The sequence below is a fragment of the Burkholderia sp. B10 genome, assembly GCF_004368385.1.
GTDB classification, from domain to species: domain Bacteria; phylum Pseudomonadota; class Gammaproteobacteria; order Burkholderiales; family Burkholderiaceae; genus Burkholderia; species Burkholderia vietnamiensis.
Genome location: NZ_PQMX01000074.1, coordinates 1 through 17,090, shown reverse-complemented (window position 1 = coordinate 17,090; position 17,090 = coordinate 1). Strand labels below are relative to the sequence as shown.

Below are 17,090 nucleotides of genomic sequence, written 5' to 3'. Positions count from 1 at the left end.
CCGATGCGCGCACGCTCGCCTCACATCGGTGCTTGACCTGCGCCGACCGACTCGCTAGCGTTTCGGGTTTGCCCGGGCGGCCCTTGCCGCCGGTGCCGCGACTGCGCCCGATGTCCTGGCGCACGCGGCCGGGCTCCGATGGAAAAGACGATGCAGAAACTCGATGCGGCGAGCCCGCTGGCGATGTCGACGGATTTCACCGCCGACAACGTCGCGCGCCTGAAGGCGCTGTTCCCCGAACTCGTGACCGAAGGCCCGCACGGCGCGTCGGTGGACGTCGACGTGCTCAAGGCGCTGGTCGGCGAGCACACCGTCGGCGCCGCCGACGAGCGCTACGGCTTCCACTGGCACGGCAAGCGCGGCGCGCGCCAAGCCGCGCTCACGCCGTCGACCGGCACGCTGCGCCCGTGCCCCGACGACAGCGTCGCGTGGGACGACACGCGCCATCTCGTGATCGAGGGCGACAACCTCGACGTGATGAAGCTGCTGCACAAGAGCTACGCGGGCAAGGTGAAGCTCGTCTACATCGACCCGCCGTACAACACCGGCAGCGATTTCGTCTACGCGGACGACTTCAGCGACAGCATCCGCCATTACCTCGCGATGACGGGCCAGACCGACGCCGGCGTGAAGCGCAGCACCAACACCGAGGCGAACGGCCGGTTCCACACCGACTGGCTGAACATGATGTATCCGCGGCTGAAGCTCGCGCACGCGCTGCTGTCCGACGAAGGGCTGATCGCCGTGCACATCGACGAGCACGAGGTGCATGCGCTCGTGCTGATGCTGCGCGAGATCTTCGGCGAGGAGAACGAGCTCGGCGTGGCCGTGTGGGACAAGCGCAATCCGAAGGGCGACGCGCGCGGCATCGCGTACCAGCACGAGTCGCTGGTGCTGTTCGCGCGCAACGCCGAGACGCTGCTCGAACAGGCGCCGCTGAAGCGCCCGAAGCGCAACGCGCAGCGCATGCTCGACGCCGCGCACGACGCCGTGTACCGCAGCGGCAACGCGAAGGACGCGCAGAAGGCGTACCGCGCGTGGATGAAGGCGCAGACCAACCTGTCCGGCGGCGAGGTGATGTACGACCGGCTGTCCGCCGACGGGCGCGTGTACCGGCTCGTGTCGATGGCGTGGCCGAACAAGAAGAAGGCGCCGGACGAGTACTTCACGCCGCTGATCCACCCGGTCACCGGCAAGCCGTGCGCGATGCCGGCGCGCGGCTGGCGCAATCCGCCCGCGACGATGCAGGCGCTGATCGAGCGCGGCCAGATCGAATTCGGCCCCGACGAGACCACCCAGCCGCAGCGGATCTACTACCTCGACGAGAACATGTACGAGAACGTGCCGTCGGTGCTGCCGTTCGCCGGCTCCGACGACGCGCTGCTGAAGGCGCTCGGCATCCCGTTCGACCAGCCGAAGCCGGTCGATTTCGCGGCGGCCGTGATCGGCTGGTGCACGCGCGGCGACGACATCGTGCTCGACTGCTTCGCCGGCTCCGGCTCGACCGGCCACGCGGTGATGCAGGTGAACGCGACCGACGGCGGCGCACGCCGCTACATCCTCGTGCAGCTGCCCGAAGCGCTCGACCGTCGCGACAAGGCGCAGCAGGCGGCCGCCGATTTCTGCGCGAAGCTGAAGAAGCCGGCGACGCTCGCCGAAGTCACCAAGGAGCGGCTGCGCCGCGCCGCGCAGCAGGTCGCGCGCGACTATCCGGAAAGCTATGGCGACCTCGGCTTTCGCGTGTATCGCCTCGACACCACCAACGTGATCGAGTGGGATCCGCGCCGCGACGACTTCGACCATGCGCTGTTCGCGTCGGTCGAGCACGTGAAGACCGGCCGCAGCGAAGACGACCTGCTCGCCGAGCTCACGCTCAAGCTCGGCCTCGATCTGTGCACGCCGGTCGAGCATCACCAGGTGGCCGGCAAGACGGTGCACCTGATCGGCCGTGCGATCGTCGCGTGCTTCGACGCGCGCATGTCGCGCGACGACGCGGGGCCGCTCGCCGACGGCATCGTCGAGCTGCTCGATGCGACCGGCGCGACGCGCGACGTCACGTGCCTGTTCCGCGACAGCGGCTTCGTCGACGACGTCGCGAAGCTCAATCTCGCCGCGCTGCTCGAGCAGCACGGCGTGAAGCGCGTGCGGAGCCTCTGATGCGGCTGCATTTCGAAGCGGATCTCGACTACCAGCGCGACGCGATCGACGCCGTCTGCGACCTGTTTCGCGGCCAGGAATCGTATCGCGGCGACTTCAGCGTGCTCGCGAACGCCGCGCCCGGCACGACGGCCGCCGCGCAGGGCTCGCTCGGCTTCGCGGTGTCGGAGCAAGGCGTCGGCAACCGGCTGTCGCTGACCGACGACGCGCTCGCGCGCAACCTCGCCGACGTGCAGCTGCGCGGGGGGCTGCCGCCGTCCGGCCAGCCCGGCTCGCGCGACTTCACCGTCGAGATGGAAACCGGCACAGGCAAGACCTACGTGTACCTGCGCACGATCTTCGAGCTGAACCGCCGCTACGGCTTCACGAAGTTCGTGATCGTGGTGCCGTCGATCGCGATCAAGGAAGGCGTGCACAAGACGCTGTCGATCACCGAGGACCATTTCCGCGCGCTGTACGCGGGCGTGCCGTACGACTACTTCCTGTACGACTCGGCGAAGCTCGGCCAGGTGCGCCACTTCGCGGCGAGCGCGGCGATCCAGATCATGGTGATGACCGTCGCCGCGATCAACAAGAAGGAAATCAACAACCTCTACAAGGACAGCGAGAAGACCGGCGGCGAGAAGCCGATCGACCTGATCCGCGCGACGCGGCCGATCGTGATCGTCGACGAGCCGCAGAGCGTCGACGGCGGCCTCGAAGGGCGCGGGCGCGAGGCGCTCGCCGCGATGGCGCCGCTCTGCACGCTGCGCTATTCGGCCACCCACGTCGACCGGCATCACATGGTGTATCGGCTCGACGCGGTCGACGCTTACGAGCGCAAGCTCGTCAAGCAGATCGAGATCGCGTCGGCGATCGTCGAGGACGCGCACAACAAGCCGTACGTGCGGCTCGTCGGCGTGTCGAACCGGCGCGGCGCGATCAGTGCGCGCATCGAGCTCGACGTGGCGACCGCGGCCGGCGTGAAGCGGCAGATCGTGTCCGCGACCGACGGCGACGATCTCGAACGGCTGACCAAACGCGCGCTGTACGCCGGGCTGCGCATCGGCGAAGTGCATGCGGTCAAGGGCGCCGAATACGTCGAGCTGCGCCATCCGGAAGGCGACGCGTTCCTGTCGCTCGGCGAGGCGTTCGGCGACATCGACACGCTCGCGGTGCAGCGCGAGATGATCCGCCGCACGATCCGCGAGCATCTCGACAAGGAGCTGCGCCTCGCCGAGCGCGGCGTGAAGGTGCTGTCGCTGTTCTTCGTGGACTCGGTCGAGCGCTATCGCCGCTACGACGAGAACGGCACGCCCGTCAAAGGCGACTACGCGCTGATCTTCGAAGAGGAATATGCGCGCGCCGCGCGGGTTCCGGCCTATCGCGCGCTGTTCGACGGCGTCGACATCGCCCGCGAGGTCGAGCGCGCGCACAACGGCTACTTCTCGATCGACCGCAAGGGCGGCTGGACCGACACGAGCGAGAGCAGCGCCGCCGCGCGCGAGAACGCCGAGCGCGCGTACGGGCTCATCATGCGCGAGAAGGAAGCGCTGCTGTCGTTCGACACGCCGCTGAAGTTCATCTTCTCGCACTCGGCGCTGAAGGAAGGCTGGGACAACCCGAACGTGTTCCAGATCTGCACGCTGCGCGACATCCAGACCGAACGCGAGCGCCGTCAGACGCTCGGCCGCGGGCTGCGCCTCGCGGTCGACCAGGACGGCGAGCGCGTGCGCGACCCCGGCGTGAACACGCTCACCGTGATCGCGACCGAGCGCTACGAGTCGTTCGCGGAGAACCTGCAGAAGGAAATCGAGGCCGACACCGGCATCCGCTTCGGGATCGTCGAGCAACACCAGTTCGCGGCGCTGCCGGTGCAGGAAGGCGACGGCCCCGCGCATGCGCTCGGCATCGAGCTGTCGCGCATGCTGTGGACGCATCTGCACGAGCAAGGCTACGTCGACGCGCAGGGCAAGGTGCTCGACCGCCTGAAGGACGCGCTGCGCCGCAGCGCGCTCGTGCTGCCCGACGCATTCGAGACGCTGCGCGCGCCGATCGTCGCGACGCTTCGCAAGCTGTCGGGCCGCTTCGCGGTGCGCAACGCGGACGAGCGGCGCGCGATCGCGCTGCGCCGCGATGCGTCCGGCAAGGCCGTGATCTTCGGCGACGCGTTCCGCGCGCTGTGGGAACGCATTCGCCATCGCACCGTGTACAGCGTGGACTTCGACAACGCGAAGCTGGTGCGCGACTGCACGACGGCGCTGCGCGACGCGCCCGACATCGCGCGGGCGCGGCTGCAATGGCGCAAGGCCGAGATCGACATCGGCAAGGCCGGCATCGAGGCGATCGAGGTGGCGGGCGCCGGCACGGTGCTGCTCGACGAAGGCGAACTGCCGTTGCCGGACCTGCTCACCGAGCTGCAGGACCGCACGCAGCTCACGCGCCGCTCGCTCGCGACGATCCTCGCCGACAGCGGCCGGCTCGACGACTTCCGCGTGAATCCGCAGCAGTTCATCGCGCTGGCCGCCGACGCGATCAACCGCTGCAAGCGGCTCGCGCTCGTTGCGGGGATCTCGTACAGGAAGCTCGGCGATCGTCACGTGCACGCGCTCGAATCGTTCGAGAGCGAGGCGCTCACCGGCTACCTGCGCAGCCTGCGACTCGATGCGCGCAAGTCGATTCACGAGGCGGTGGTGTGCGAGACGGACGCGGAGCGCGCGTTCGCCGATGCGCTCGAAGCGCACGACGGCGTGAAGCTGTACGCGAGGCTGCCGGCGTGGTTCCGCATCGCGACGCCGCTCGGCGGCTATCACCCGGACTGGGCCGTGCTCGCGGAACAGGATGGCGGCGAGCGGCTCTATTTCGTCGTCGATACGCCGAACGCCGACGCCGCCGTGCCGAGCGAGCACGAGCGCGCGAAGCTCGCGTGCGGCGCCGCGCATTTCCGCGCGCTGGCCGATGGCGAAGATGCGGCGCGGTTCGTGCGCGTCGCGCAGGTCGATGCGCTGTTCGAGCCCGGTGCGGCGGCGGGCGGCCGCGCGGGTTGATGCGAAGGGCGGCGCGAGCCGCCCTTTTTTCATTTGGGGGGACGCGCTTCCCTCCTTCGATACGAACGATCCGTCCGTCGTCCGCGGGAAAGCGGTTCGTATTCCGAGGCGTTCTCACGCGCCGTTACGGCTGGTTGCAAATCAGGGTCGAGACGGCGAGCAACGACCGGCCTGCGATGCCGCGCGCGCCCATGAAAAAAGCGCACCGAAGCGCGCTTGTTCCGTCCGCACGGGCACGCTTACAGCGTGCGGCCGAGCGCGTTGCGATGCCCGTGATGCGTCGAGGTCGCCGTCGTCGCATGCGCGGTATGGCCGTGCGTATGCGCGTGACCGTGGCCGGGCTGCACGCCGGCGCGGTCGGCGATCGTGTCGGAGCGATCGGTCGCGCGTGCGAGGCCCTTGTCGCGGTCGCCCGAGCGGAAGCCGTTCGAATTGCTCAGCGCGTCGCCGCTCATGTGGCTGCCGGACATCCCGCCCGCGTTTCCGCCCATGCCGCCTGCGCCATGGCCGCCGCCGCCGCCGCCATTCCCGCCAGCCGCCGCCTGTGCGCCGGCGGCCCCGAGTGCGAGCAGCGCCGCTGCCAGCACGGACAGATATCGTTGAGTTTTCATCGTTTGCTCCCTGAAGCGCGTTCGGATAACTGCATTCTACGAACGCGCGGTTTTCGCGCGGCGCGACGTTGTAAATGATCGTAACGCGGCGTGTGCACGCATTCGTCCGATCAATTTCCGGCCCACCGGCGTGCGACAACGACAGCGACCGGCGGCGACGGTGTCGCGGCGCCGCCGGTCGTCGTGGTTCACTGCGCCGTCTGCGATGCGGCCGCGGCCGCCTTGCGCTGCGCCGCCTGCTCCTGCTCGTGCTTCTTCGCCAAATGGCGGCCGACGAGACAGCCGCCGACCGCGCCTACCACCGCATGGTGCCCGGCGTAGTGGCCGGCAACGCCGCCTACCGCCGCGCCCTTGATGCAGCCGGCAGCCTGCGCGCTGCCGATCGTTGCGAGCGCAACGGCCGCGGCGGCCGTCAACGTTCCGATGTATCGAATGGGGTTCATGCGATCACGCTCCTCGTGTCGATGCGATCAATGTTGTCGTGTGCGTGTCGCGGCGCTCAGTCCCAGCGGCCGCGCCAGCCGCCGCCGTCGCGCCAGCCGCGCTCGCGCCACTCGTGTTCTCGCCATTCGCGGCGGCGCCATTCATGTTCGCGCCACGCGCGCGCACGCCAGTCGTCGTCGCGATAGCCCACCGGCGCGTACATCACCGGCGGCGGCGGCGCGACGTAGACGGGCGCCGGCGCCGCGTAGACGCCCGGCACGCCGATCCCGACCGACAGGTCGACGTGCGCCGACGCGACGCCCGACGCTGCGAGCGCCGCTACACCGAGAACTGCACCGAGAATAAGTTTCTTGCTCATTTCGCGACTCCCTGCACGTGTCGTGCGTGATGTGACTACGGTTCGGAGTCTAGGCAGCGCGGGCCGACACAGGTGAAACCGGTCTGCGAGACCGGTAACGGGCGATTACGGCGCCCGCGGAGCCTTGCTGCGCAAGGAGACGCGCGATTCGACACGCCGTTGCGACGGCGCATCGAATCGACGGAGACGGAAATTATTGCCGCAAGGCGGCCGGTGCGGCGTGCCCGGCCGCTACGCGCGGATATCGTCGACGCTGCGCAGCCAATGCACGCTGAACAGCTCGTCGGCGTCGGTCCACACGGTGTCGGGCTCGAAGCCCGCGCGCCGCGCGATCGCGTGGAAGCCGTCGATCGTGAACTTGTGCGAGTTCTCCGTGTGGACGCGCTCGCCGGCCTCGAAGCGGAACGCGTGGCCGCGCACGTGCACCGTCTGCGCGACATCGCTGACGAGATGCATCTCGATGCGCTGCCGCTCGCGATCGTAGAACGCGCAATGCGAGAAGGCGTCGATGTCGAAATCCGCGCCGAGCTCCGCGTTCGCGCGCACCAGCAGGTTGAGGTTGAACTGCGCCGTGACGCCCTGCGCGTCGTTGTACGCACGATGCAGCGTGCGCTCGTCCTTCACCAGATCGGCGCCGACCAGCAGGCCGCCGCCGCGCAGCAGTCGTGCGGCGTCGCGCAGGAACGCATCGGCTTCTTCCGGCGAGAAGTTGCCGATCGTCGAGCCGGGGAAAAAGCCGATGCGTCGCCGCGGCGTGTTCGTCAGCTCGGCCAGCTGCTCGGCCTTCGTGTAGTCCGCGGCGAGCGGCGCGACGTCGAGCCATGGATACGCGGCGCGCAGGCGCGCGGCGGCGCCGTGCAGATAGTCGGCCGAGATGTCGATCGGCACGTAGCGCGCCGGCGCGTTCGCATAGTTGTTCGCGCAGGCGTCGAGCAGCACGCGAATCTTCTCGAGCGAGCCCGCGCCGAATTCGACGATGTCGGCGTGCGGGCCGACGCGCTGCACGATCTCGGCCGCGCGGTCGCGCAGGATGCCCAGCTCGGTGCGCGTCGGGTAGTACTCCGGCAGCTCGCAAATGCGGTCGAACAGCGCGGAGCCGGCCGCATCGTAGAAGTACTTCGGCGGAATGCTGCGCGGCGTGCGCGACAGCCCGTCGATCAGGTCGCGCTCGAACGCGCTCGGCCGCGCCTCGCGGGCGGGTTGCTGGCCACCGCTCGTGGCCGTCAGGTCAGACGTCTCGCGCAAGTCGCACTCCCGTGAATTGCCAGCGCGCGGCCGGCGGAAAGAAATTGCGGTACGTCGGCCGCGCGTGGCCCGGCGGCGTCGCGATGCTGCTGCCGCGCAGGACCTGCTGGCCGACCATGAACTTGCCGTTGTATTCGGCCGCGACGCCGGCCAGCGGCCGAAAGCCCGGATACGGCTCGTACGACGAACGCGTCCACTGCCACACGTGGCCGAGCATCTCGCGCACGCCGTCCACGCCGAACGCGGCTTCCCATTCGAATTCGGTCGGCAGGCGTGCGCCGGCCCATTCCGCGTACGCGGCCGCCTCGTAGAAACTCACGTGGCACACCGGCGCATCGGGCGCGAGCGGTTCGACGCCATGCAGGCCGAACGCGCGCCATTCGCGTACGGTTTTCGCGGTGCGCTCATCGTCGGCGATCCAGTACGCCGGCGCGCACCACCCTTCGCGCTGCACGGTCGCCCAGCCGTCGGACAACCAGAGTTCGGCGCGCGTGTAGCCGCCATCCGCGATGAAGGCCGCGAATTCGGCATTCGTCACGAGGCGGTTCGCGATCTCGCAGGGCTGCACGAGCGCCGTATGGCGCGGGCGCTCGTTGTCGAACGAGAACGCGTCGCCGTCGTGGCCGATCTGGACGAGGCCGCCCGGCTGACGCAGCCAGCGCAGCGCGCCGGCGTCGCCCGCGGCGAGCGCCGCTTGCGCGTGCGCGCCGTCGCGCGGCCGGAACGCCGGCTTGAGCGGGTTGCACGAGAACGCGTGCAGCATGTCGGTGACGATCAGCTCCTGATGCTGCTGCTCGTGATGCAGGCCGAGCTCGACCTCCGGTGCGATCGCGGCCAGCAAGGCAGGATCCGCAGCGTCGAGTGCGTGCTGCAGCGCTGCGTCGACATGCTGCCGGTACGCATGCACGCGATCGAGCGACGGACGCGTGAGCAGCCCGCGCTGCGGCCGCGGATGACGCGGGCCGAGCGCTTCGTAATACGAGTTGAACAGAAACTGGAACGCGTCGTCGAACGGCGCGTAGCCGGGCACGCGGCGCATCAGCACGACGGTTTCGAAGAACCAGGTGGTATGCGCGAGGTGCCACTTCACCGGGCTCGCGTCGGGCATCGACTGCACGGCCTGGTCTTCGGCCGACAGCGTCGCGGTCAACGCGAGGCTATGGGCGCGCACTTCCTGGTAACGGCGCTGAAGCTGGGATGCAAGGAGGCTCATCGGTTTACCGTCCACGTCGCGATTCGCTGCGTTGCGTTGCCGGGAAAAGGACAGCGTTGCGCTCGGATGCGCGCGGCTGACGTGCGACCTTCGTTGCTGCGTCGTCGGGCGGTAAATTCTGCGTCACTTCGTCTGCCCGTGCAGAACAGTATGGGCCAGAAATGTGACCGTCGCGAATCGGATTTCGGGTGAAACGATAGCGAAAGAGGAATGAAAGCATGGGTTCCACGAAGCTCGGATGGGGGGCGGGCGGTCGAATGCGGGTAGCGCAATGTGTCGCAACGCGCCCGCAATTCGCATGCCCGAGCGTCGATTCTGCCGACATCTGGTGACAAGCGCCCTGAGCGCGTGAAAGCTGCGATGACGCTGCGGCGTCTCCATGCGCGTGATACCGGGCGCGCTGCGCTTCGGATCGGGCGTTCGTCGCGCATGACTTGCAATCGCGCTGCATCGCCCCGCCGCTTCCGTTCGTTGAAATTTTTTTCGCGTCGATGTCACACGCGGCAGGTGTCGCTCGTCATGTCGTCTGAATCCACCCGAAAGGAGAAGCAACCATGACAGCGAAACTCAATCCGTTTGCCGCCGCGCCCGCGCTGATGAAGAGCTGGATGACCGTATCGGTCGCCGCTGCCGGTAGCCTCGAGCCGACGCTGATCGAGCTCGTCAAGATCCGCGCGTCGCAGATCAACGCGTGCGCGAACTGCCTTAACATGCACACGGTCGAGGCGCGCGCGCGAGGCGAGACCGAGCAGCGCATCAATCTGCTGGCCGCGTGGCGCGAGGCACCCTGCTACACCGATCGCGAACGCGCCGCGCTCGGCTGGACCGATGCGCTGACGCGGCTGTCGGAAGGCCACGATGCGCACGCAGCCGCGTATGCGGCGCTGGTCGATCAATTCAGCCAGGAGGAACAGGTGAAACTCACGCTGATGATCAACGTGATCAACGGCTGGAACAGGCTCGCCGTCGGCTTCGGCTTGTGGGTCGATCCGGCCGAAGCGAAGGCTGCCGCCGCGAGCCTGGTGGCCTGATGACGAACGTCGATCCGTCCGCGGGCGGTGACGACGCAGCGACGAGCTTCGATCCGCTGCGTCGTACGTTGATCCGCGTCGCGTACCGGATGCTCGGCTCCGTCGCCGATGCCGAGGATGTCGTGCAGGACGCGTTCATCCGCTGGATGGACGTCGATCGCGCCGACGTGCGCGTGCCCGAGGCGTTCCTGCGCCGGATGGTGACGCGCATGTGCATCGATCAGCTGAAGTCCGCGCGGCATCAGCGCGAGACCTATATCGGCCCGTGGCTGCCCGAGCCGATCGTCGACGAAGACGTGCAGGAGGACGTGACGCTGCCGCTGCTGCTCGCGCTCGAACGGCTGTCGCCGCTGGAGCGCGCGGCGTTTCTGTTGCACGACGTGTTCGGTCTCGAGTTCGACGAGATAGCGACGACGATCCAGCGCGAACCGGCTGCGTGCCGCCAGCTCGCTGCGCGGGCGCGCACACACGTGCGCGACGCGCGGCCGCGTTTTCATGTCGAGAAGCAGCGCGGAATCGAGTTGGCCGAGGCGTTCTTCGCGGCGTCGCGCAGCGGCGACATGCGGGCACTCGGTGCGCTGCTCGCCGAGGACGTGAGCCTGCATTCGGACGGCGGCGGCAAGCGCTCGGCCGCGGGCAAGCCGGTGTTCGGGTTCGACCGCGTGATGAAGGTGCACGCGTTTCTCGCGCGGCTGTTCGCGACGCATGCATCGAAGCTCGTGCGGGCCGGGTTCATCAACGGCTTGCCGGGCTTCGTCACGCTGGAGGCCGACGGCGAGTTGCAGACCACGGCGCTCGAAGTCGACGACGGGAAGATCGTCGCGATCTATGTCGTGCGCAATCCGGACAAGCTGAAGCATCTGCATTGAAGGCGCGCGGCGGGCGATTCGTGCGCCCGCTTGGCTGCTTGCAGCGCACGCGTATGCGTGATTTCGACCGCAAAAAGAAAAACGCCACGCGATGTTGCCGCGTGGCGTTCGTATGTTTGGCGAGCCGACTGCCTGTAGGCAATGCGTGCTGCCAGACCCCTTCATTTATTCGTTGGTAGGCTCGATTGGATTCGAACCAACGACCCCCACCATGTCAAGGTGGTGCTCTAACCAACTGAGCTACGAGCCTAAGAAGCCGCGAATTATAGAGAGGGTTTTCAGACAGCACAAGCCCCTTCGTGAAAATTTTTTGAACCGGTGTGCGGGGCGGCTGGCGGTTGGTGTCGGGGCGGCGAAGTCGGGACGTTGCGCTCGTGTCGTCGCGTCACAGCAAAACGTGTCGGTGCGCTGTGACGTTATGCACATCGCCCTCTGGATAACCGGCTCGGAAGCCTCTGGATTCACAGTGGAACGATTGGGGATACGTCGGCGCGGCTGTGAATCGACGAAAAGTTGTTCTGTGCTGCACAGAGATTTGCGTCTGCTTTGCGGCGGGTTATGCGTTGCGGTTCGGGCTTTGGATTCAGGGGGTTAAGGAGGTTATCCACTGTGAGGCCGTGCGCTTGTTAACTATCACTACGTATGTATACGAATCCTGTTAACACCGTGGGATAAGCACAGTCCGGAGACTGTGACCCGGGGTGGATGTGCACTGCGTGCGGTGGGGGGAGAACCTAATCTGGGCGCTGTGAGCGGGGCCAAGGTCTGGATGGGACGCACAGATCAATTGTTTGATAGCTTGGGGCCGGAGCTAGCTTGGCGAGCTCAAGCTGCATTGGGTGATGTGCTGCCTGGTAAAGCCGCGTAGCTCGGAAGCGGCGCGGCAGGCGAAGCGTCCTGGGGAGTGGTCTGCACAGGAAACGCTCGTGCCGGTGATGCGGCTCTCCATCACGTTTGGTTAACCGGAAGCAAACCAGTTCGAAGCGCTGTGCAGCTCGCCGGCCGGCTGTGCAAGCCGCTGCATGGAGGCGTCGTTGGCTCGAGAATGAAGAGACCCATACAAAGATGAGCGACAGCAACGTGAGTCCCACGACGCGAATTGGAAGCGTGGTACGAAGTTCAACGATGACGAAGACGATCAAGCAATACGACATGGCCGACGATGCGACCCGGCGCAGAATTTTCTGGCTGCTTCAACGGCTGACCAGCTTCTCGCTCTGGAAGCGCAAGCGCGAAGACTTTGCGATCTTCGCGAACGAGTACGAGAACGCGGTAAAGACTTGGCCCGAAGATGATCCCGAGGTCATGCCGGCAAACAATTTGCCGATCATCTTCGAAATACTGGCAGCCTACGATCGAGGGTTGCCAGAACTGGCCCGCGGAGACCGGTCCGTTTGGCAGCGCAGAGAGCCGCTGCAATACGCGTTCGATCGATTTACGTATCTGAACGCGTATTTTTTCCCCCATCCCGATTACTGGGATCGCGGTGCGCAGGCTGCTCCTTACCCGCCGAAGGTCGAAGCGCTGGCGCGGCTGCTGCAAGCGTCGGAATACCAGATGGAACACGCGCCATTCGAGCCCGGACATACCGGTCTCGCACAACTGCGCTCGGTCGGACTGCTGCTGTCTCCCGGTGCATACGACAACACCTTCTACACGCTTCCATATCCGGTATTTCCGGCGAACCTGCCGGAGGTTCCGGAACCCGTGGGCCCGGTGGTCAAATCTGGTGACAAAGTGCCTTGTGACGGCATCTGGGAGCCCGTTACCGTCGAGCAATCGAAGTTGCTGGGCGTTGTGCCGGTCGGCAATCGCAGCTTGCACAACAACGGCTGCTTCAACTATTTCATTCGTGACATCCGCGCGCCGAACCTCCGGGATGACGAGACGCGAACGCCCGTCAAGACGCACTGGCGGCTGTTGTGGGAAGACAAGCGATACGCGGACGGCATCATCCCCGACGAATCGCAGTACTTTCTCGATCGGCCTTCAGCGCCGGCGTCGGACCGCGACCCCGTCGCGCAGGTCCGCACGAGCGATATCTGCCCGGTGACCGGCGATTGGCAGACGGACGAATACGGCGGCAAGGTGCTGCGCGTCGAAGCCGGGACGGCGATGCCCGACATGCTGGTCCGGGACAATCTGGGGGAGCTCAAGGTGCACTGGGTGACGTGGCGTCTGGTGAAGCGCGCGTAGTGCGCAGACGGCAAGGGCGGGCAAATGCCGCCCGTGCTGCCGTAGCACTTGGCTTCTGAGTGTGGACAACCGGCACGCAACACAATCGGAAACGGTGTGCCCGTCGACAAAAAGCACGAGTTCGAAGCACTGACGCGCATGCGAACACCGCGAGCGCAGCCGAACCGAGATCCGCTATGCCGGCTCAGTGAAAGCTGTGTGGATATCGCCGCCCGAAGTCACTCGAAACGCTGTGTAACCCGAAGATGGGCGGTTCGACGAGAGGCTGCATGCAGAGTTGCCGAGACTGATGTTGATATCCCGCGCGCAGAAGACGCCAAACCGCACGACACCGGAATCGTGCAAGACACGCCGATCTGCGAACGCACCGAGACGAGACTCTCTGTGTGGACAACCGCCACAAAAGCGACTCCCAACGCTGTGGATCTGAACGTCTCACATGAGCGCTTTGAGCGCTGGCCGAGCTCCACCAGCCGGCCCGCCGACATCACCCCCCTCAAATCTGCTGATCCAACGCCCTCGCAACGGCTTGCTCACCGAGATTGCTCGCCGGCCCGACCACCGCATAGTTGAGCCCGTTCACCGACCCATACCGCGCCATCAACGCGCCGTCCACGCGTTGCCCCGCGGGCAGCAGCCGATTTTTCGCTTCCGCTGGCCGCAGATAGAAGCTCAGCGTCCGCCCGGCATCGTCCTCATAGAGCACCATCGCGGCCGCGGCGCCGCTGTCCGTCATGAACAACCGCGCGCCGATCGGCTTGAACCCTGCGGCACTCAAGTCCGGCAGCTTCGCCGACGCGCCGACGCGTCTGGTGAGCCACCCATGCAGATCCTTCGCACTCGTCGGCCGGAAATCCACCTTCGCGACCTGATCGACCACCATCATCCGGTAAGCCTCGACCGCATCGCTCATCGGCGCGACGGGCGGCGGCGCGTTCCACCCGCGCGCCTGCCAGCCGCCGAAGGTGCCGAGCCCGATGCAGAACACGAACGAAGCGGCCATCGCGAACCGCATCCGTGAGCGTTCGGCGCGGCGCGAACGAATCGCGGCCGGATCGAGCTCGGGATTCCCGGTGGGCATCCGCACGCTTTCGAGCGCTGCCCGCAACCGCTGCGCATCCTGCTGCCACTGCTTCACCTGCTCGGCGCTCTCCGGATGCAGCGCGAGATATCGCTCGACCGCGGCGCGCGCATCGTCGTCGAGCTGGCCGTCGACATAGGCCTGGAGATCGTGTTCGTCGGGGCGGAGGTCGTTCATTTCATCAACCGGAGAGAAGGAGCGGGAAGCTCGCCGTCGCTGAGCTGGCGCAGCGCCTGCCGCGCGCGCGACAGGCGCGACATCACGGTGCCGATCGGCACCTCGAGCAGATCGGCGACTTCCCGATACGTGAAGCCTTCGACCGCGACGAGCAGCAGCAGGCTGCGCTGCTCGTCGGAGAGCCGGCCGAACGCTTCGAGCGTCGCGCGCGCGGCGAATTCGCGTTCGGCGGACGGCCAGTGCGCGTCTTCATCGTCGCGGATGCGGCCGAGCAGCCACGCGTAGCGCTTCGCGCTGCGCTTGCCGTCGAGAAACTGGCGGTAAAGGATCGTGAAGAGCCAGCTGCGCAGCGATGCGTCGTCGCGGCGGCTCGCCCAGCGCGACAACGCGCGCTCGAGCGTCGACTGAACGAGATCGTCGGCTGCGTGGACGTCGCGCGCCAACCACAGCGCGAAGCGTCGCAGCCTGGGGATGAGTTCGCGCAACGCGTCGTCGTCGGGGGCGTTTGAAGGCATGGCCGGGGGCGAGCCGAAAGGCGTGGAGATGCCGGGTAAGACGCCGCCCGGCACCGCTTATTCCATCAGCATACGAAAAATTGTTTCGTGGAATAAAGCGACGCGGGCGGCGTCCTATTCCCGTTCGACAATGATCAGACGATCGGGAGTGCATCCATGAAGCAATCTTCTTCTTCGCCGCCGCGCGAGCCTGGGCGCGGATGGTGGCGCTGGGCCGTGATCGGCGGCGCGGCGGCCGGCGTGGTGGTGGCGTTCGGCTATGTCGGCGGGTGGCTCGCGCCGGCGCGGCTGACGCCGCATCGGCTCGTCGACGCGCTGCAGACGGCCGGCGGCGGCGTCCATCCGGGCTTCCGGCGCAATCACGCGAAGGGCGTGTGCGTGACCGGCTACTTCGAAGGCAGCGGCGCCGCGAGTGCGTATTCGGTGGCGCCGTTCTTCAAGCCCGTGCGCACGCCGGTGGTCGGCCGGTTCGCGCTGCCGGGCGGCAATCCGTATGCGCCGGACAGCAGCGTGCCGATCCGCAGCCTCGCGCTGAAGCTGACCGCTCCGGACGGCGAGCAATGGCGCACCGGGATGAACGCGATGCCGGTGTTCCCGGTCGCGACGCCGAAGGCGTTCTACGAGCAGCTGCTCGCGACCGCGCCCGACCCGGCGACGGGCAAGCCCGATCCCGCGAAGGTGAAGGCGTTCTTCGCCGCGCATCCGGAGACGGCCGCCTTCCGCGCATGGGTGAAGGGTGCGAAGCCGAGCGCGAGCTACGTCACCGAAAGCTATTACGGGCTGAACGCGTTCTACTTCGTCGACGCCGCCGGCCAGCGGCACGCGGTGAGATGGCGCGTCGTGCCCGAGCAGACGGCCGGCGCCGCGGACGTCGCGACGGCGGCCGATCCGAACGTGCTGCAGCAGGACGTCACGCGCCGCATCGCTGGCGGTGCGCAGAAGTGGAAGATGCTCGTCACCTTGGCCGAACCCGGCGATCCGGTGGACGACGCGACGAAAACCTGGCCCGCGCAGCGAACGACGATCGACGCCGGCACGCTGGTGCTCGATCGCGTCGAGCCGCAGGACAGCGGCCCGTGCCGCGACGTGAACTACGACCCGACGGTGCTGCCGCGCGGGATTCAGGTGTCGGGCGATCCGTTGCTGGCGGCGCGCTCGGCCGCGTATGCGGATTCGTATCTGCGCCGCACGAGTGAAGAGGCCGGCGTGGCCGGGGCGGCGCGATTGACTGCGGAGGGACGATGATGAACGGAACGACGACGTTTGGCTTGCCGGCGCGGCTGCTGCATTGGGTGATGGCCGCGATGATCGTGACGATGCTGTTCGTCGGTGTGGGGATGGTGGCGTCGGTTTCGCGGCGACACGATTTCCTGGTGGCGTTGCACAAGCCGTTGGGGATCGCCGTGCTGGTGCTGGTGTGCGTGCGCATCGCGGTGCGGCTGTCGACGAAAGCGCCGGCGCTGCCGGACGATCTGCCGTGGTGGCAGAAGTTCGCCGCGCACGGGTCGCATCTCGTGCTGTATGCGCTGATGGTCGCGATGCCGCTGATCGGCTGGGCGATGCTGTCGGCGGGCGGATACCCGGTGACCTTGGGCGGCGGGGTGCAATTGCCGGCGCTGGTCTCGGCGGATCCGGCGACCTTCGCATGGCTGCGGGTCGCGCATCGGGTGTTGGCTTACCTGTTCTTCGTCACGTTCGTCGCGCACTTCGCGGCGGCGCTCTATCACGGGCTGATCCGGCGCGACGGGGTGGTGAGGGCGATGGTTGGGCGTTGACTGGCGCGGGTTGCGCGCGATGCGGCGGGGCTGTCGGCGGCGCTCAAGGGCGCCGCCGCTGTCTCGATTTGACGGCTGCGGAAGGCTGCTCAACGGACCCCGCCGCACCGCTTGTCAAAAAATTTTCAAAAAGTGCTTGACGCCGATGCAGGGGAAAACCATAATTCGGCCTCTCTTGATTGAGACGCGAAACAAACGAGACGTTTGAAACGCGACGTTCTTTAAAAATTAACAGCCGATAAGTGTGGGCGCTTGATGGAAGCGGGCTGATCTTCGGATCAGAAAGCGAAAGTATCAAGAGTCTCACACTAAAGTAAGTCAGGTTTATGAAGAGATTCATATACCTGTCAGCTTTGAGTGAGCGACCGGTTCTTAACGGAACCGAAAACAGT

At 66.8% G+C, this 17,090-nt stretch carries 15 protein-coding genes and 1 tRNA gene; 7 read left to right on the top strand and 9 right to left on the bottom strand.

Annotated features, from left to right (window positions below; translation table 11 throughout):
- The first annotated feature begins 138 nt into the window (after positions 1-138).
- Entirely contained in the window at positions 139-2,157 is a 2,019-nt protein-coding gene (locus C3Y15_RS26365) for a site-specific DNA-methyltransferase (RefSeq protein ID WP_014722124.1), read from the top strand.
- Positions 2,157-5,183, top strand: a complete 3,027-nt coding sequence (locus C3Y15_RS26360; RefSeq protein ID WP_069246095.1) for a DEAD/DEAH box helicase family protein — start codon at positions 2,157-2,159, stop codon at positions 5,181-5,183. Before C3Y15_RS26365 ends, C3Y15_RS26360 begins: the two co-directional genes overlap by 1 nt.
- Before the next feature lie 239 nt (positions 5,184-5,422).
- Here C3Y15_RS26360 and C3Y15_RS26355 read toward each other — a convergent pair whose 3' ends face one another.
- The 5 genes from C3Y15_RS26355 to egtB form a co-directional block, all read right to left on the bottom strand.
- Entirely contained in the window at positions 5,423-5,794 is a 372-nt protein-coding gene (locus C3Y15_RS26355; RefSeq protein WP_059735479.1) for a hypothetical protein, read from the bottom strand.
- Positions 5,795-5,982: 188 nt separating this feature from the next.
- The gene (locus C3Y15_RS26350) at positions 5,983-6,237 is read right to left on the bottom strand and encodes a glycine zipper 2TM domain protein (RefSeq protein ID WP_034193013.1); all 255 of its coding nucleotides are present in this window, start codon (positions 6,235-6,237) and stop codon (positions 5,983-5,985) included.
- 56 nt (positions 6,238-6,293) lie between these two features.
- The gene (locus C3Y15_RS26345; RefSeq protein ID WP_011882740.1) at positions 6,294-6,596 is read right to left on the bottom strand and encodes a hypothetical protein; all 303 of its coding nucleotides are present in this window, start codon (positions 6,594-6,596) and stop codon (positions 6,294-6,296) included.
- Positions 6,597-6,827: 231 nt separating this feature from the next.
- Entirely contained in the window at positions 6,828-7,841 is a 1,014-nt protein-coding gene (gene egtD, locus C3Y15_RS26340; RefSeq protein WP_069246094.1) for an L-histidine N(alpha)-methyltransferase, read from the bottom strand.
- Complete coding sequence (egtB, locus tag C3Y15_RS26335; protein WP_041493714.1) at positions 7,825-9,054, bottom strand: ergothioneine biosynthesis protein EgtB; 1,230 nt, start codon at positions 9,052-9,054, stop codon at positions 7,825-7,827. The genes egtD and egtB overlap by 17 nt, the downstream gene beginning before the upstream one ends.
- A 554-nt stretch (positions 9,055-9,608) precedes the next feature.
- On the opposite strand from egtB, the gene C3Y15_RS26325 reads away from it, so the two are divergent.
- Together C3Y15_RS26325 and C3Y15_RS26320 are read left to right on the top strand one after the other, a co-directional pair.
- Positions 9,609-10,085 carry a carboxymuconolactone decarboxylase family protein gene (locus tag C3Y15_RS26325; protein WP_059735477.1) on the top strand — a complete coding sequence of 159 codons (477 nt, stop codon included), beginning with the start codon at positions 9,609-9,611 and terminating at the stop codon, positions 10,083-10,085.
- Positions 10,085-10,954, top strand: a complete 870-nt coding sequence (locus tag C3Y15_RS26320; protein ID WP_014722116.1) for a sigma-70 family RNA polymerase sigma factor — start codon at positions 10,085-10,087, stop codon at positions 10,952-10,954. Before C3Y15_RS26325 ends, C3Y15_RS26320 begins: the two co-directional genes overlap by 1 nt.
- 173 nt (positions 10,955-11,127) lie before the next feature.
- Here the strand turns inward: C3Y15_RS26320 and C3Y15_RS26315 are convergent.
- Positions 11,128-11,204 (bottom strand) — tRNA-Val (locus tag C3Y15_RS26315).
- Positions 11,205-12,079: 875 nt separating this feature from the next.
- Here C3Y15_RS26315 and C3Y15_RS26310 point away from each other — a divergent pair.
- Positions 12,080-13,150, top strand: coding sequence for an Imm72 family immunity protein (locus tag C3Y15_RS26310; RefSeq protein WP_069246093.1), 1,071 nt, complete (start codon positions 12,080-12,082; stop codon positions 13,148-13,150).
- 496 nt (positions 13,151-13,646) lie between these two features.
- Here the strand turns inward: C3Y15_RS26310 and C3Y15_RS26305 are convergent, their stop codons facing one another.
- Together C3Y15_RS26305 and C3Y15_RS26300 are read right to left on the bottom strand one after the other, a co-directional pair.
- Positions 13,647-14,408: an anti-sigma factor gene (locus tag C3Y15_RS26305; RefSeq protein ID WP_069246092.1), complete on the bottom strand. Its 762-nt coding sequence runs from the start codon at positions 14,406-14,408 to the stop codon at positions 13,647-13,649.
- Positions 14,405-14,923, bottom strand: a complete 519-nt coding sequence (locus C3Y15_RS26300) for a sigma-70 family RNA polymerase sigma factor (RefSeq protein ID WP_011882731.1) — start codon at positions 14,921-14,923, stop codon at positions 14,405-14,407. The genes C3Y15_RS26305 and C3Y15_RS26300 overlap by 4 nt, the downstream gene beginning before the upstream one ends.
- 156 nt (positions 14,924-15,079) lie before the next feature.
- Between C3Y15_RS26300 and C3Y15_RS26295 the strand changes: the two genes are divergently transcribed.
- On the top strand, positions 15,080-16,168 hold the full coding sequence (locus C3Y15_RS26295) for a catalase family peroxidase (RefSeq protein ID WP_011882730.1): 1,089 nt from the start codon (positions 15,080-15,082) through the stop codon (positions 16,166-16,168).
- Positions 16,165-16,698, top strand: a complete 534-nt coding sequence (locus C3Y15_RS26290; RefSeq protein WP_059550680.1) for a cytochrome b — start codon at positions 16,165-16,167, stop codon at positions 16,696-16,698. Before C3Y15_RS26295 ends, C3Y15_RS26290 begins: the two co-directional genes overlap by 4 nt.
- Positions 16,699-16,741: 43 nt before the next feature.
- Here the strand turns inward: C3Y15_RS26290 and C3Y15_RS32020 are convergent.
- On the bottom strand, positions 16,742-17,090 hold a 349-nt coding region (locus C3Y15_RS32020), incomplete at its 5' end, for a hypothetical protein (RefSeq protein WP_208328105.1).

What these genes read in the sequence shown, in the direction of transcription:
- C3Y15_RS26305 (WP_069246092.1), bottom strand. Translation starts at nt 14,408, where the DNA reads ATGAACGACCTCCGCCCCGACGAACACGATCTCCAGGCCTATGTCGAC.
- C3Y15_RS26320 (WP_014722116.1), top strand. Translation starts at nt 10,085, where the DNA reads ATGACGAACGTCGATCCGTCCGCGGGCGGTGACGACGCAGCGACGAGC.
- C3Y15_RS26345 (WP_011882740.1), bottom strand. Translation starts at nt 6,596, where the DNA reads ATGAGCAAGAAACTTATTCTCGGTGCAGTTCTCGGTGTAGCGGCGCTC.
- egtB (WP_041493714.1), bottom strand. Translation starts at nt 9,054, where the DNA reads ATGAGCCTCCTTGCATCCCAGCTTCAGCGCCGTTACCAGGAAGTGCGC.
- C3Y15_RS26310 (WP_069246093.1), top strand. Translation starts at nt 12,080, where the DNA reads ATGACGAAGACGATCAAGCAATACGACATGGCCGACGATGCGACCCGG.
- C3Y15_RS26290 (WP_059550680.1), top strand. Translation starts at nt 16,165, where the DNA reads ATGATGAACGGAACGACGACGTTTGGCTTGCCGGCGCGGCTGCTGCAT.
- C3Y15_RS26365 (WP_014722124.1), top strand. Translation starts at nt 139, where the DNA reads ATGGAAAAGACGATGCAGAAACTCGATGCGGCGAGCCCGCTGGCGATG.
- C3Y15_RS26295 (WP_011882730.1), top strand. Translation starts at nt 15,080, where the DNA reads ATGAAGCAATCTTCTTCTTCGCCGCCGCGCGAGCCTGGGCGCGGATGG.
- C3Y15_RS26360 (WP_069246095.1), top strand. Translation starts at nt 2,157, where the DNA reads ATGCGGCTGCATTTCGAAGCGGATCTCGACTACCAGCGCGACGCGATC.
- C3Y15_RS26325 (WP_059735477.1), top strand. Translation starts at nt 9,609, where the DNA reads ATGACAGCGAAACTCAATCCGTTTGCCGCCGCGCCCGCGCTGATGAAG.
- C3Y15_RS26300 (WP_011882731.1), bottom strand. Translation starts at nt 14,923, where the DNA reads ATGCCTTCAAACGCCCCCGACGACGACGCGTTGCGCGAACTCATCCCC.
- C3Y15_RS26350 (WP_034193013.1), bottom strand. Translation starts at nt 6,237, where the DNA reads ATGAACCCCATTCGATACATCGGAACGTTGACGGCCGCCGCGGCCGTT.
- C3Y15_RS26355 (WP_059735479.1), bottom strand. Translation starts at nt 5,794, where the DNA reads ATGAAAACTCAACGATATCTGTCCGTGCTGGCAGCGGCGCTGCTCGCA.